The organism is Achromobacter semiaridum (assembly GCF_053543755.1).
In genome coordinates this window covers 79,676-92,931 of record NZ_JBLVOL010000018.1, presented here as the reverse complement: position 1 = coordinate 92,931, position 13,256 = coordinate 79,676, and the positions used below count along the sequence as shown (strand labels likewise).

10 protein-coding genes are annotated in these 13,256 nt (G+C 60.2%); 2 read left to right on the top strand and 8 right to left on the bottom strand.

From position 1 onward, the window contains the following. Nucleotides 1–15: 15 nt before the first annotated feature. The 4 genes from ACNPP0_RS05850 to uvrB form a co-directional block, all read right to left on the bottom strand. The gene (locus ACNPP0_RS05850) at nucleotides 16–1,227 is read right to left on the bottom strand and encodes an IscS subfamily cysteine desulfurase (protein WP_448705262.1); all 1,212 of its coding nucleotides are present in this window, start codon (nucleotides 1,225–1,227) and stop codon (nucleotides 16–18) included. A gap of 21 nt (nucleotides 1,228–1,248) precedes the next feature. Next, nucleotides 1,249–1,791, bottom strand: a complete 543-nt coding sequence (gene iscR / locus ACNPP0_RS05845; protein ID WP_050445292.1) for a Fe-S cluster assembly transcriptional regulator IscR — start codon at nucleotides 1,789–1,791, stop codon at nucleotides 1,249–1,251. 192 nt (nucleotides 1,792–1,983) lie between these two features. Further along, entirely contained in the window at nucleotides 1,984–2,475 is a 492-nt protein-coding gene (locus ACNPP0_RS05840) for a low molecular weight protein-tyrosine-phosphatase (RefSeq protein ID WP_046805835.1), read from the bottom strand. Between the two features lie 261 nt (nucleotides 2,476–2,736). Further along, nucleotides 2,737–4,866 carry an excinuclease ABC subunit UvrB gene (uvrB, locus tag ACNPP0_RS05835; RefSeq protein WP_448705324.1) on the bottom strand — a complete coding sequence of 710 codons (2,130 nt, stop codon included), beginning with the start codon at nucleotides 4,864–4,866 and terminating at the stop codon, nucleotides 2,737–2,739. 76 nt (nucleotides 4,867–4,942) lie between these two features. Between uvrB and ACNPP0_RS05830 the strand changes: the two genes are divergently transcribed. Both ACNPP0_RS05830 and lexA read left to right on the top strand, forming a co-directional pair. After that, complete coding sequence (locus ACNPP0_RS05830; protein ID WP_448705261.1) at nucleotides 4,943–6,142, top strand: amino acid aminotransferase; 1,200 nt, start codon at nucleotides 4,943–4,945, stop codon at nucleotides 6,140–6,142. A 158-nt stretch (nucleotides 6,143–6,300) separates the two neighbouring features. Then, nucleotides 6,301–6,948, top strand: coding sequence for a transcriptional repressor LexA (gene lexA / locus ACNPP0_RS05825; RefSeq protein ID WP_046805797.1), 648 nt, complete (start codon nucleotides 6,301–6,303; stop codon nucleotides 6,946–6,948). 194 nt (nucleotides 6,949–7,142) lie between these two features. On the opposite strand, the gene lon is transcribed toward lexA, so the two are convergent. From lon to tig, 4 genes are all read right to left on the bottom strand, one after another. Beyond that, the gene (gene lon, locus ACNPP0_RS05820; protein WP_332608634.1) at nucleotides 7,143–9,593 is read right to left on the bottom strand and encodes an endopeptidase La; all 2,451 of its coding nucleotides are present in this window, start codon (nucleotides 9,591–9,593) and stop codon (nucleotides 7,143–7,145) included. A 209-nt stretch (nucleotides 9,594–9,802) separates the two neighbouring features. Next, nucleotides 9,803–11,101, bottom strand: coding sequence for an ATP-dependent Clp protease ATP-binding subunit ClpX (clpX, locus tag ACNPP0_RS05815; RefSeq protein WP_046805799.1), 1,299 nt, complete (start codon nucleotides 11,099–11,101; stop codon nucleotides 9,803–9,805). Between the two features lie 101 nt (nucleotides 11,102–11,202). Next, complete coding sequence (gene clpP / locus ACNPP0_RS05810; RefSeq protein ID WP_006220183.1) at nucleotides 11,203–11,856, bottom strand: ATP-dependent Clp endopeptidase proteolytic subunit ClpP; 654 nt, start codon at nucleotides 11,854–11,856, stop codon at nucleotides 11,203–11,205. A gap of 4 nt (nucleotides 11,857–11,860) precedes the next feature. Beyond that, entirely contained in the window at nucleotides 11,861–13,171 is a 1,311-nt protein-coding gene (tig, locus tag ACNPP0_RS05805) for a trigger factor (RefSeq protein WP_046805800.1), read from the bottom strand. Between the last annotated feature and the right edge of the window lie 85 nt (nucleotides 13,172–13,256).

Below are 13,256 nucleotides of genomic sequence, written 5' to 3'. Positions count from 1 at the left end.
TCTTGGCGCGGGCGCTTAGTGCGCGGCCCACTGCACGGTGTTCAAGTCAATGCCTTCCTTGGCCATTTCCCACAGCGGCGACATATCGCGCAGCTTGCCGACGCGGCTCTTGAGCAATTCAATGGCGTAGTCCACTTCCTTTTCGGTCGTGAAGCGGCCGAGCGTGAAACGGATGGAACTGTGGGCCAATTCGTCATTGCGGCCCAGGGCGCGCAACACGTACGACGGTTCCAGGCTAGCCGACGTGCAAGCTGAACCGCTGGAAACGGCCAGTTCCTTGATCGCCATGATCAGGGACTCGCCTTCAACATAATTGAAGCTGACGTTCAAGTTGTGCGGCACGCGCTGATCCATGTCGCCGTTCAGATAGACCTCTTCGATCTGCGACAGGCCATTCCACAAGCGATCGCGCAGCATGCGGATGCGCTCGTTCTCGGTACCCATTTCTTCGCGCGCCAAGCGGAAAGCCTCGCCCATGCCAACAATCTGGTGCGTGGCCAGCGTGCCCGAGCGGAAACCGCGCTCGTGGCCGCCACCGTGCATTTGCGCTTCGATGCGGATGCGCGGCTTGCGACGCACATACAGCGCGCCGATACCCTTCGGACCGTACGTCTTGTGCGCCGAAAACGACATCAAATCAACCTTCAGCTTTTGCAGGTCGATTTCCACCTTGCCTGTCGCCTGAGCGGCGTCGACGTGGAAAATAATGCCTTTTTCGCGGCAGATTTCGCCAAGCGATTCAATATCCTGGATCACGCCGATTTCGTTGTTCACCATCATCACCGACACCAGCACCGTATCGGGGCGCAGTGCGGCTTTGAACGTGTCCAGGTCGATCAGACCGTCGTCCTTCACGTTCAAGTAGGTGACTTCGAATCCCTGGCGCTCCAGCTCGCGACAGGTGTCAAGCACCGCTTTGTGCTCGGTCTTGACGGTGATGACGTGCTTGCCGCGTTCCGCGTAGAAATTCGCAGCGCCCTTGATGGCAAGGTTGTTCGATTCGGTTGCGCCAGAAGTCCAGACGATCTCGCGCGGATCGGCGTTGACCAGCTTGGCGACTTCTTCGCGGGCGCGTTCGACGGCTTCTTCCGAGTCCCAGCCATACGCATGGCTGCGGGATGCCGGATTGCCGAAATTCTCGTACAGCCACGGCACCATCTTGTCCACGACACGCGGGTCGACGGGGGTGGTGGCCGAATAATCAAAATAAATCGGACGGTTGGTCATGTCTACAACTCCTGATACTGCTTATACGGTGGCATTAGCCGCGACGGCCGTGGTCGGGGAATTGGCAGCGGCATTGGCGCCGCCCACCCGATTGACGCGCACTGCGCAGGCTTGCGCTTGATTGCTGGCTTCCTGCAATTGGCGCACGCGCTGCTGATCAACCAGATCTTGCAGGGACACCGAATCCAGGTAATCGACCATCTTGCGATTCAACGTCGCCCAGAGCTCGTGCGTCATGCACTTGCCGGGTTTGCCGTCATTGCCGCTCGTACAGTCGCGCTTGCCGCCACAGCTGGTGGCGTCCAACGGTTCGTCCACTGCAAAGATGATGTCCGCGACGGTCACGTTGCGGGCAAGGCGCGCAAGCGAATAACCGCCACCCGGGCCGCGCACACTGTCCACGAGTTCGTGGCGACGCAGTTTCCCGAACAGCTGTTCCAGATAGGAAAGCGAGATGTTTTGACGCTGGCTGATGGCCGCAAGAGTGACCGGGCCGCTATGCTGGCGCATGGCGAGATCGATCATGGCAGTCACGGCGAAACGCCCTTTGGTAGTTAGCCGCATGGTGGGTTCCCAGTGATTCGGCAATGGCCGCCAGCGAATCCAGCGGTCAATACCCGAGTAATTGGGTCAAGTATAGCCTATTCCCGACTAATTTGGTATGGCTCCTGACCAGAAAAAACCGCGCTGTTGCGCGGTTTTTTCGTTGCCCTGTACCCCAAGAGCCGCGCTGTGGGCGGCTCTACGGAAAAGCGGTCAGGCCGCTTGGTACTGGGTAGCGCGCTTGCGGACCAATTCCAGGACACCTTGGCAGGCGTCTTCCAAGTAATCGAGAACCTTCCCAAAACCATCCGCGCCGCCGTAGTAAGGATCGGGCACAGTGGCCTCTTCAAACTCGTTGGCGAAGCGCATCAGCAGCATCAATTTGTGCTGATAGGTCTTGGGGCACTGCTGCTGCATCGCAGACAGGTTGTCCCAATCCATCGCCAGGATAAGATCGAAGTCGCGGAAATCTTCCGCGGTGACCTGACGGGCCTCACAGTGCGTGATCTCGTAGCCGCGTTTACGCGCCGCAGCCTGCGCCCGGGCATCAGGCGCCTCGCCGATATGAAACGCATGCGTGCCCGCAGAGTCGATGCGAACAACGTCGCTCAAACCTGCGTCATTCACCAAATGGCGAAACACGCCCTCTGCGCTCGGCGAGCGACAGATATTGCCCATGCAAACGAAAAGTACCTTGGTCATCATGGGAGTAAGTGTGAGGGAAAACCCGAGATAAGGCAAGCTTTTTTTGCAAAGAAACAAATGAGCAAAGGGCGAGGCTCTCACTCATAAATTCCTTTTATATCAACGAGTTACTTCGGATTCTAAACACCCGGTCTTTACTCCCAATGGCCGCCAAGCGCCCTTTCCAAGCGCGCGCGCATATCAATCGCCCCGCGCACCATTTTCAGCCCGGTGTCAGCTAGCTGTCAGGCCATCCCAAGACAATTTGCGCGGCGCGGTCGTTTACACGGCCCCATCAAGAAGCACACGCTGCTTCAGCGCGGTCAGTGCATCGCGGGCTGCGGCGGCCTGCTCGAATTCCAGGTTTCGCGCATGGTCCATCATCAGCTTTTCCAAGCGCTTCAGCTCGCGCGCCAAAGCCTTCTCGTCCTTCAGGAATTCAGCTGGCACCGCGGCTTCCAGGGCGTCGTGCTGTACCGGCGCGACGATGCCGTCGATCAGCTCGCGCACGGCCTTGCGGACGCCACGCGCCGTTATGCCGTTGTCAATATTGAACTGCAGCTGCTTGGCGCGCCGACGGCTGGTTTCCTCCATCGCGCGCTGCATTGAATCCGTAATACGGTCTGCATAGAGGATGGCGTGGCCGTTCAAGTTGCGGGCCGCGCGGCCGATCGTCTGGATCAAGCTGCGCTCGGACCGCAGGAAGCCTTCCTTGTCGGCGTCAAGAATTGCCACCAGCGAAACCTCGGGAATATCCAGGCCCTCGCGCAGCAGGTTGATGCCCACCAGCACGTCAAACGTACCCAGGCGCAGGTCGCGCAGAATTTCCACTCGTTCGACGGTATCGATGTCCGAGTGCAAGTAGCGCACCTTAACGCCGTGTTCGCTAAGGAAGTCCGTCAAATCTTCGGCCATGCGCTTGGTCAAGGTGGTGACCAGAACCCGCTCGCCTACCGCGACCCGAGTCTTGATCTGGCCCAGCAGATCGTCCACCTGGGTGCGGGCTGGCAAAACCTCGACCAGCGGATCGACCAGGCCGGTGGGCCGAACGACCTGCTCGACGACGTTGTCCGCGTGTTCTTTCTCGTACGCCGCGGGGGTGGCCGACACGAACACGCATTGGCGCACCCGCGCTTCAAATTCCTCTAGCTTGAGAGGCCGGTTATCCATCGCGGAAGGCAACCGGAACCCATATTGCACCAACGTTTCCTTGCGCGACCGGTCGCCGCGATACATGGCGCTGAGCTGGCCGATGGTCACGTGGCTTTCATCGATGAACATTAGCGCGTCGGACGGCAGGTAATCGATCAGCGTGGGCGGCGGTTCCCCGGGCGCGGCGCCGGACAGGTGGCGGGAATAGTTCTCGATGCCCTTGCAAAAGCCCAATTCCTGCAGCATTTCCAGATCGAACCGCGTGCGTTGTTCAAGACGCTGCGCTTCGACCAAGTGGCCATCGTCGACAAAGCGTTTGACGCGCTCGCGCAGTTCCACCTTGATCGTTTCAATCGCCCGCAGCACGGTATCGCGCGGCGTGACGTAATGCGACCCCGGATACACGGTAAACCGGGGCAGCTTTTGCCGAATGCGGCCGGTCAGCGGATCAAACAGCTCAAGGCTCTCGATCTCGTCGTCAAAAAGCGTCAGGCGCAGCGCCAGCTCGGCGCTTTCCGCCGGAAAGATGTCGATGGTTTCGCCACGGACCCGGAACACCCCGCGAGTGAACTCGGCATCGTTGCGGGTGTATTGCATGGCAACCAGACGCGCCAGGATCTCACGGCGCGAGATTTGGTCCCCGCTACGCAGAATCAGAACCATCGCATGATAATCGCCGGGATTGCCGATGCCGTAAATGCAAGACACCGTGCCGACAATAATGGTATCCCGGCGCTCGAGCAGGCTCTTTGTGGCCGACAGACGCATTTGCTCGATGTGCTCATTGATGGACGAATCCTTTTCAATAAACAGGTCGCGCGTTGGGACATAGGCCTCGGGCTGGTAATAGTCGTAGTACGAAACGAAATACTCGACCGCGTTCTTCGGAAAGAACTCGCGCATTTCGGCATATAGCTGCGCCGCAAGCGTCTTGTTCGGAGCCAGCACCAACGCAGGGCGTCCCAGCCGCGCAATGACGTTCGCCATGGTGAAGGTCTTGCCCGAGCCGGTCACGCCCAGCAGCGTCTGAAACATCAGGCCGTCTTCGATACCCTGGGTCAGCCCGTCGATCGCGGTGGGTTGATCGCCGGCTGGAGGATAAGGCTGGAACAGCTGGAAGGGGCTGTCGGGATACTCGACAAAGCGCGGTTCCGCGCCCGCAACCGGCGGCGCATCAGCCGATACTGGTACGACGGCATTTCCAGCGAGATTCTGGGCCAGATCTCCCGCGCCGCTCGGGTCTATTGGACTGTTTGGCATGCTAGACTGTTCCAGGGTAAACCCCCCATTATCCACAGCACCTCGTACTGCGTCCACCCATCCTCATCAGAGTCCCATGAGCAACCTTTTCGATTCCGTCGAACTCGCGCCGCGCGACCCCATTCTTGGTCTGAACGAACAATTCACCGCGGACACGCGTCCGGGTAAAGTCAACCTGGGCGTGGGCGTGTACTACGACGACCAGGGACGGATCCCCCTGCTGGGCGCCGTTCGCAAAGCCGAAACCGCCCGCATCGAAGCGGCCGCCGCCCGCGGCTATTTGCCCATCGAAGGCATCGCCGGCTACAACCAGGGTGCTCAAGCCCTGTTGTTGGGTAAGGATTCCGCGTTGGCCGCAGCGGGTCGCGTGTTGACCACCCAAGCGCTGGGCGGCACCGGCGCGCTCAAGATCGGGGCCGACTTCCTGCGTCAATTGCTGCCCTCTTCCAAGGTGTTGATCAGCAACCCCAGCTGGGAAAACCACCGCGCCCTTTTCGAGCGCGCCGGCTTTGAAGTGGGCACGTATTCGTACTACGACGCCTCCACTCGCGGCCTGAATTTTGAAGCCATGCTGGCGGACCTGAAGGCTGCCCCGGCGCAGACCGTCGTCGTGCTGCACGCGTGCTGCCACAACCCGACCGGTGTGGACCCCACGCCCGAGCAATGGAAGCAGATCGCCGCGGTTGTGAAGGAAAACAACCTGGTTCCGTTCCTGGACATTGCCTACCAGGGCTTTGGCGAGGGCCTGACCGAGGACGCCGCTGTCGTGCGCATGTTCGCCGACTTGGACATGACGATGTTCATCAGCTCGTCGTTCTCGAAGTCGTTCTCGCTGTATGGCGAACGCGTCGGCGCCCTGACGATCGTGGCCGGCAGCAAGGAAGCGGCGGGCCGCGTCCTGAGCCAGCTGAAGCGCGTTATTCGCACCAACTATTCCAACCCGCCGACGCACGGCGGCACGGTGGTGTCGACGGTTTTGAACACGCCGGAACTCTTCGCCATGTGGGAAGAAGAGCTTGCCGGCATGCGCGACCGCATCCGCCTGATGCGCAAGCAACTGGTCGAAAAGATCAAGGAACATGGTGCCAAGCAGGACTTCAGCTTCGTCCTGCAGCAACGCGGCATGTTTTCGTACTCGGGCCTGACGTCGGCTCAAGTGGATCGTCTGCGCGAAGAGCATGGCGTGTACGCGGTGTCCAGCGGCCGCATCTGCGTCGCCGCGCTGAACAGCGGCAACATTGACAAGGTCGCTGCTGGCATCGCCGCCGTGCTGTAAAACCCTTGCCTGCGCGGGCCGCCAGCGGCCCGCAACGACGAAACGGAGCCCTTTGGCTCCGTTTTGCTTTTTGGGCCTGCGCCAGCTTGCTTTTTTGCGCTACGTCCCCCAGAATGACGCTGTATATATGTACAGTCCGCTCATACCGGATCATCGCCATGGCCAGCAAACTCACCGATCGCCAGCAACAAATCCTGGACCTCATCCGGCAGACCGTCACGCGCACCGGCTTTCCGCCGACGCGCGCCGAAATCGCCCAGGCCCTTGGTTTCCGTTCACCGAATGCGGCAGAAGACCACCTTAAGGCATTAGCCCGCAAGGGTGCTATCGAGCTTACCGCCGGCGCTTCGCGCGGCATACGCTTGAAAGATGGGCCCTCCCAGTCACAGACGTCTCTGGCCATACCTTCATTGGCGCAGTTGCTGCTGCCGTTGGTCGGGCGCGTCGCGGCAGGTAGCCCGATCCTTGCGGCCGAACACGTCGAACGCGAGGTTGGCGTCGACCCACACCTGTTTGCCCAGGCGCCTGATTATTTGCTGAAGGTGCGCGGCATGAGCATGCGGGATGCGGGCATCCTGGAAGGTGACCTGCTTGCGGTGAAGAAGGCCTCGGAAGCGCGCAACGGCCAAATCGTCGTGGCACGCTTAGGCGACGACGTGACGGTCAAGCGCCTGCAACGCACCAATGGGCATATCGAACTGCTGCCGGAAAACCCGGACTTTCAGACCATCATCGTTGAAGCAGACCAGGAGTTCGCGCTGGAAGGCATCGCCGTCGGTTTGATCCGTACGCACGCATTGCACTGACGCAGCAGGGGTCAGCTCGCGCACTGTCTGCGGGCCTAGCCCAGCCATAGCCTTGGCATCGCAACAGCCCCGGTCCTAGCGACCGGGATCGCCAAAACCAAGGCCCCATCGAAACCCAAAAAAAACCCCGCCACATGTTGGCGGGGTTTTTGTTTGGGCGCCACATACTGCGGGCGCCCTGCCGTGACAGGCGATCAGTGCTTCAGAACCGGATCCGTCGAGCCAGGCTCGGCCGGCTTCGTCACAAGCGCGTCTTTGACGGCTTCTTCCTCGGCCAGGGGTTCCGGCAGACGCTCCAGCGCCAGCTCCAACACCTTGTCGATCCAGCGGACCGGCACGATCTCAAGTTGGTTCTTGACGTTATCGGGGATCTCCGCCAAGTCCTTGACGTTTTCCTCGGGAATCAAGACCGTCTTGATACCACCACGGTGTGCCGCCAGCAGCTTTTCCTTCAGGCCGCCGATAGGCAGCACTTCGCCGCGCAGCGTGATCTCGCCAGTCATGGCGACATCGGCGCGCACCGGAATGCGCGACAGCGCCGAAACCATGGCCGTCGTGATCGCGATACCCGCGGACGGGCCGTCCTTGGGCGTCGCGCCTTCGGGAACGTGTACGTGCATGTCGTGCTTTTCGAACACGCTGTCGGCAAAGCCCAGGCGGCGAGCGCGGGACCGCACTACCGTGCGAGCCGCTTCCACCGATTCCTTCATCACGTCGCCAAGCGAACCCGTACGCTGGATCACGCCCTTACCCGGCATGTCGGCAACTTCGATCGTCAGCAGATCGCCACCCACTTCGGTCCAAGCCAGACCGGTCACCTGACCCACCTGGTTTTCCTTCTCGGCCATCCCGAAGGTGTAGCGGCGCACGCCCAGATAGTCGCTCAGGTTGTCGCCCGTGACGTTGACCGGCTTGACCTCAAGGGTCTTGCCTTCGGCCTTGGCGCGATCATTCTGGGTCAGCAATTGCTTGATGACCTTGCGGCAGATCTTGCCCACTTCACGTTCCAACGCGCGCACACCGGCTTCCCGGGTGTAGTAGCGAACGATATCGCGCAGCGCACTGTCATCGACCGTCAGCTCGTTGTCCTTCACGCCGTTGTTCTGCATCAGCTTAGGCAGCAAATGGTCGCGAGCGATATGGATCTTTTCCTCTTCCGTGTAACCGGACAGGCGGATAACTTCCATACGGTCCAACAGGGCCGGCGGGATGTTCAGCGTGTTGCTGGTGGCGACGAACATGACGTCGGACAGGTCGAAGTCGACCTCGATGTAGTGGTCCTGGAACGTGTGGTTTTGTTCCGGGTCCAGCACTTCAAGCAGCGCCGACGAGGGGTCACCGCGGAAATCCATGCCCAGCTTGTCGATCTCGTCAAGCAGGAACAAGGGATTGCGCACGCCAACCTTCGACATGTTCTGCACGATCTTGCCGGGCATAGAACCGATGTACGTACGGCGATGGCCACGGATCTCGGCCTCGTCACGCACGCCGCCCAGCGCCATACGCACGAACTTGCGGTTCGTGGCCTTGGCAATGGACTGCCCCAGCGAGGTCTTGCCGACGCCCGGAGGGCCGACCAGGCACAGGATCGGCGCCTTGACCTTGTCCACGCGCTGCTGCACGGCAAGATATTCAAGAATGCGTTCCTTGACCTTTTCCAGACCGTAATGGTCGTTGTCCAGCACCGTCTCGGCGTTGGCGATCGAGTTGTTGATCTTGCTCTTCTTCCTCCAGGGGAGGTTGATGAGCGTATCGATGTAGTTGCGCACCACGGTGGCTTCGGCCGACATCGGCGACATCAGCTTGAGCTTCTTGAGCTCAGCATCGGCCTTCTTGCGCGCCTCTTTGGGCATGTGGGCAGCGATGATCTTCTTTTCAAGCTCTTCGATGTCCGCGCCCTCTTCGCCTTCGCCCAACTCCTTCTGAATGGCTTTGACCTGCTCATTCAGGTAGTAGTCGCGCTGGCTCTTTTCCATCTGCTTCTTCACGCGGCCGCGAATCCGCTTCTCGACCTGAAGAATGTCGATCTCGGTTTCCAGCTGGGTAAGCAGACCTTCAAGGCGCTCAGACGTGCCGACGATCTCGAGCATTTTTTGCTTCTGCTCGAGCTTCAGCGGAAGATGCGCGGCGATCGTGTCAGCCAGGCGGCCCGCATCGTCGATGCCGGCCAACGAGGTCAGGATCTCCGGGGGGATCTTCTTGTTGAGCTTTACGTACTGTTCGAACTGGGCAACGATCGCGCGGCGCAGGGCCTCGGTTTCGGAGCCCTGCATGGCGTCCGGCTCGATCGGCGTCACCTGGCAGGTGAAATGCGAATCGGCGTCTTCGATGCTGTTGATGCGGGCACGCTGAGTGCCTTCGACCAGAACCTTAACGGTGCCGTCGGGCAACTTGAGCATCTGGAGGATGCCGGCAACGCAGCCGATCTCGTAGACGTCTTCGGGGGTGGGGTCATCCTTGCCGGCGGATTTTTGGGCCACCAGCATGATGCTTTTGCCCGCTTCCATCGCAACCTCGAGCGCGCGAATAGAGCGCGGACGGCCGACGAACAGCGGGATGACCATATGCGGGAACACCACGACGTCGCGAAGTGGGAGCAAAGGCAGGTCGATCGGGTCGGAAGGCAGGGTCTGGCTGGCAGACATAGGAGGTTCCTCGGTATGACTCGGCGTATCGGGGACGGGGAGCCTGGGAGAGAGTACCCGGGCTATCCGCGTCAGTTACGTCTGTTATGGGAACAATAGCCGAAAATTCAAGATCCCGGCTGCCGGATAGGCAAAAGGCAAAAAAAAATGCCCCGGAGGGCACTCCTACGGCAAAAAAACCCGTTACAGGAACGGGCTTTTTTGAAATATCAGGCTGCGGCGTCGCGGACTTCTCCACGTTCCGGCTTGTCGGATTCGCCGGCTTCGTCCGCGTAGATCAGCAAGGGCTTGCCCTCGCCTTCGATTGCGTTCTCGTCGACGACCACACGCTTTACATTGCCCTGAGAAGGCAGCTCGTACATGGTGTCCAACAGCGTTTGTTCGATAATCGAACGCAAGCCACGGGCACCCGTCTTACGCTTCAGCGCCTTGCGGGCGATCGCCTTCAATGCCGCCGGACGCAGGTCAAGCTCGGCGCCTTCCATGGCGAACAGCTTCTGGAACTGCTTGAGCAACGCGTTCTTGGGTTCGGTCAGAATCTGAACCAAGGCCGCTTCGTCCAGCTCGTCCAGCGTGGCGACCACGGGCAGACGACCGACCAGTTCCGGGATCAAGCCGAACTTGATCAGATCTTCGGGTTCGACTTCCGAGAACAGCTCGCCGACACCGCGTTCGGACTTGGCCCGCACCGAGGCCGAGAAACCGATGCCGGACTTTTCGGTACGGTCCCGGATGACCTTTTCCAAACCATCGAAGGCGCCGCCCACGATGAACAGGATGTTGGTCGTGTCCACTTGCACGAAGTCCTGGTTCGGATGCTTGCGCCCGCCTTGCGGGGGCACAGAAGCAACCGTCCCTTCGATCAGCTTGAGCAGCGCCTGCTGCACGCCTTCGCCGGAAACGTCGCGCGTAATGGACGGGTTGTCCGACTTGCGGGAAATCTTGTCGATTTCGTCGATGTAGATAATGGCGCGCTGCGCTTTCTCGACTTCGTAGTTGCAGTTCTGCAGCAACTTCTGAATGATGTTCTCGACGTCTTCACCGACATAGCCGGCTTCGGTCAGCGTCGTGGCGTCAGCCATGACGAAAGGCACATTCAGCATGCGCGCAAGCGTCTGCGCCAACAGCGTCTTGCCGGAGCCCGTGGGCCCGATCAGCATGATGTTGCTCTTGGAGAGCTCGACTTCGTCACCCTTGATCTCGCCGTGACGAATGCGCTTGTAATGGTTGTAAACCGCCACGGCCAGCATGCGCTTGGGCGAGTTTTGCCCAATGACGTACTGATCGAGGAAGGTTTTGATTTCGGCCGGAGTGGGCAGTTCGGAACGAATCGCCGCGCGCGCGGTCGCTTGCGCTTCCTCGCGGATGATGTCGTTGCACAGATCTATGCATTCATCACAGATGAACACCGACGGACCCGCGATCAGCTTGCGGACTTCATGCTGGCTTTTATTGCAAAACGAGCAATGCAGCACTTTTGCGTCTGCCGATCCCTTTTTTTCAGGCATATTTGTTTCGTATCTCAGGTAAAGATGCGCCAGACCGGTAACGGGCCCGGCGCATGCGCTTACTCAAACTTGGTGGCAGCGGGTTCGGATCAGCCTGGAAGTCAGCCTTCCGAGCGGGAGCTCATCACCTTGTCCACCAATCCATACGATACCGCATCTTCGGCGGACATGAAGTTGTCACGTTCCGTGTCCAGGCCGATTCGCTCCATCGACTGGCCGGTGTTGTCGGCCAGGATCCGGTTAAGACGTTCGCGCAGGTCCAGGATCTCGCGAGCCTGGATCTGAATGTCGGACGCTTGGCCCTGGGCTCCGCCCGACGGCTGGTGGATCATGATCCGGGAGTTGGGCAGCGTGAAACGCTTGCCCTTCTTGCCAGCCGCCAGCAGGAACGCGCCCATGCTGGCCGCCAGGCCGGTGCACAGAGTCGACACGTCCGGCTTGATGAACTGCATGGTGTCAAAAATGGCCATTCCCGCATACACCGACCCGCCAGGCGAGTTGATGTACAGGGAAATGTCCTTGTCAGGATTCTCCGATTCCAGGAACAGCAACTGCGCCACAACCAGGTTGGCCGTTGCGTCATTGACCGGACCCACCAGGAAAATGAGCCGTTCGCGGAGCAGACGCGAATAGATGTCGTAGGCGCGTTCGCCGCGCCCCGACTGCTCGATAACCATGGGAATGTAGCCCAGGCCGGTGGGGGTCACCGAAGACCCGCCATTCATTGCCGCATAGAAATCGGTGAATCTCTGCATAGTGTTACGCCATCCCCATCAACTGATCGAAAGGCACCTTTTCTTCGGTGACCTTAGCCTTTTCCAGAACGTGCGCGACGACATTGTCTTCCAGCACGATAGCCTCGATTTCAGCACGACGCTGGCGGTCTGCCAGGTAATAGCTGACAACCTGAGCGGGTTGTTCGTAGTTTTCCGCGAATTCTTCGATGCGCGCACGAACTTGCTCGGGCTTGGCTTGCAACTGGGCTTGCTTGACCAGTTCCGACACCAGCAGGCCCAGGCGGACACGGCGTTCGGATTCAGTCGAGAAAGCTTCAGCCGGGATCGGCACGGACTCGGCGTTGGGGATGCCGCGCTGCTTGAGCTCTTCGCGGGCAGCGGCGACACGGCCTTGAACGTCGTTGTCGACCAGAGCCTTCGGCACGTCGAACTTGCCGGCTTCAACCAGGGCGTCCATGACGCTGGACTTGGTGCGGCCAGCCGAACGGACCTTGACTTCGCGCTCGATGTTGCTGCGGATGTCGGCCTTCAGCTTTTCGACGTCGCCTTCGGCTTGGCCCAGGGACTTGGCGAATTCGCTGTTCAGTTCGGGCAGGACGCCTTCAGCCACTTCCTTGACGGTAATGGTGAATTCGGCGGTCTTGCCGGCGACTTCCACGCCTTGATAGTCATCCGGGAACTTCAGTTCGAAGACCTTGGTTTCGCCAGCCTTCAGGCCGCGAGCGGCTTCTTCGAATTCCGGCAGCATGCGGCCTTGGCCGAGCACGAACGGGAAGTCTTCGGCCTTGCCGCCTTCGAACGGCACGCCGTCGATGGTGCCGGCGAAGTCCAGCGTGACGCGGTCGCCATCTTGCGCGGCGCGGCCTTCACGGGCTTCGAACGTGGCGCGCTGCTTGCGCAGAACGTCCAGGGTTTGTTGAACTTCGGCGTCGGTGACGGCGGTTTCGTAGCGGGTGACAGCCAGAGCCGACAGATCCGGCACGGCGACTTCAGGGTAGACCTCGAACGTGGCGGTGAACGCCAGCGTATCGTCGGTAACGCCTTCAGTCTTGGGTTCGAGGTTCGGGGCGCCAGCGACGCGCAGCTTGGCGCCGTCGATGGCTTGTTCGAAGGCACGGCCAACTTGGCTATTGATCACGTCGTAGCGGATGCTGGGGCCATGGCTACGCTCGAGCATGGCGAGCGGAGCTTTACCCGGGCGGAAGCCGGGGACCTTGGCGGTGCGAGCCACGCGCTTTAATTGCGCCTGGACTTCCTTTTCGACGTCGGCCACCGAGACGGCCAGATCAACACGGCGCTCCAGGCCGGAGAGGGTTTCAACCACAGGCTGCATTAAAAGACCTATTTTCCGAGAGATGAGATTACGGGCGGATAAACGCGCCATTTTACCGGAAACTTCCGGAACCCTGACGCAAAGG

Excerpts from the sequence above, each read along its gene's own strand:
- ACNPP0_RS05850 (WP_448705262.1), bottom strand. The coding sequence starts at position 1,227 with ATGACCAACCGTCCGATTTATTTTGATTATTCGGCCACCACCCCCGTC.
- iscR (WP_050445292.1), bottom strand. The coding sequence starts at position 1,791 with ATGCGGCTAACTACCAAAGGGCGTTTCGCCGTGACTGCCATGATCGAT.
- ACNPP0_RS05840 (WP_046805835.1), bottom strand. The coding sequence starts at position 2,475 with ATGATGACCAAGGTACTTTTCGTTTGCATGGGCAATATCTGTCGCTCG.
- uvrB (WP_448705324.1), bottom strand. The coding sequence starts at position 4,866 with ATGCCAAACAGTCCAATAGACCCGAGCGGCGCGGGAGATCTGGCCCAG.
- ACNPP0_RS05830 (WP_448705261.1), top strand. The coding sequence starts at position 4,943 with ATGAGCAACCTTTTCGATTCCGTCGAACTCGCGCCGCGCGACCCCATT.
- lexA (WP_046805797.1), top strand. The coding sequence starts at position 6,301 with ATGGCCAGCAAACTCACCGATCGCCAGCAACAAATCCTGGACCTCATC.
- lon (WP_332608634.1), bottom strand. The coding sequence starts at position 9,593 with ATGTCTGCCAGCCAGACCCTGCCTTCCGACCCGATCGACCTGCCTTTG.
- clpX (WP_046805799.1), bottom strand. The coding sequence starts at position 11,101 with ATGCCTGAAAAAAAGGGATCGGCAGACGCAAAAGTGCTGCATTGCTCG.
- clpP (WP_006220183.1), bottom strand. The coding sequence starts at position 11,856 with ATGCAGAGATTCACCGATTTCTATGCGGCAATGAATGGCGGGTCTTCG.
- tig (WP_046805800.1), bottom strand. The coding sequence starts at position 13,171 with ATGCAGCCTGTGGTTGAAACCCTCTCCGGCCTGGAGCGCCGTGTTGAT.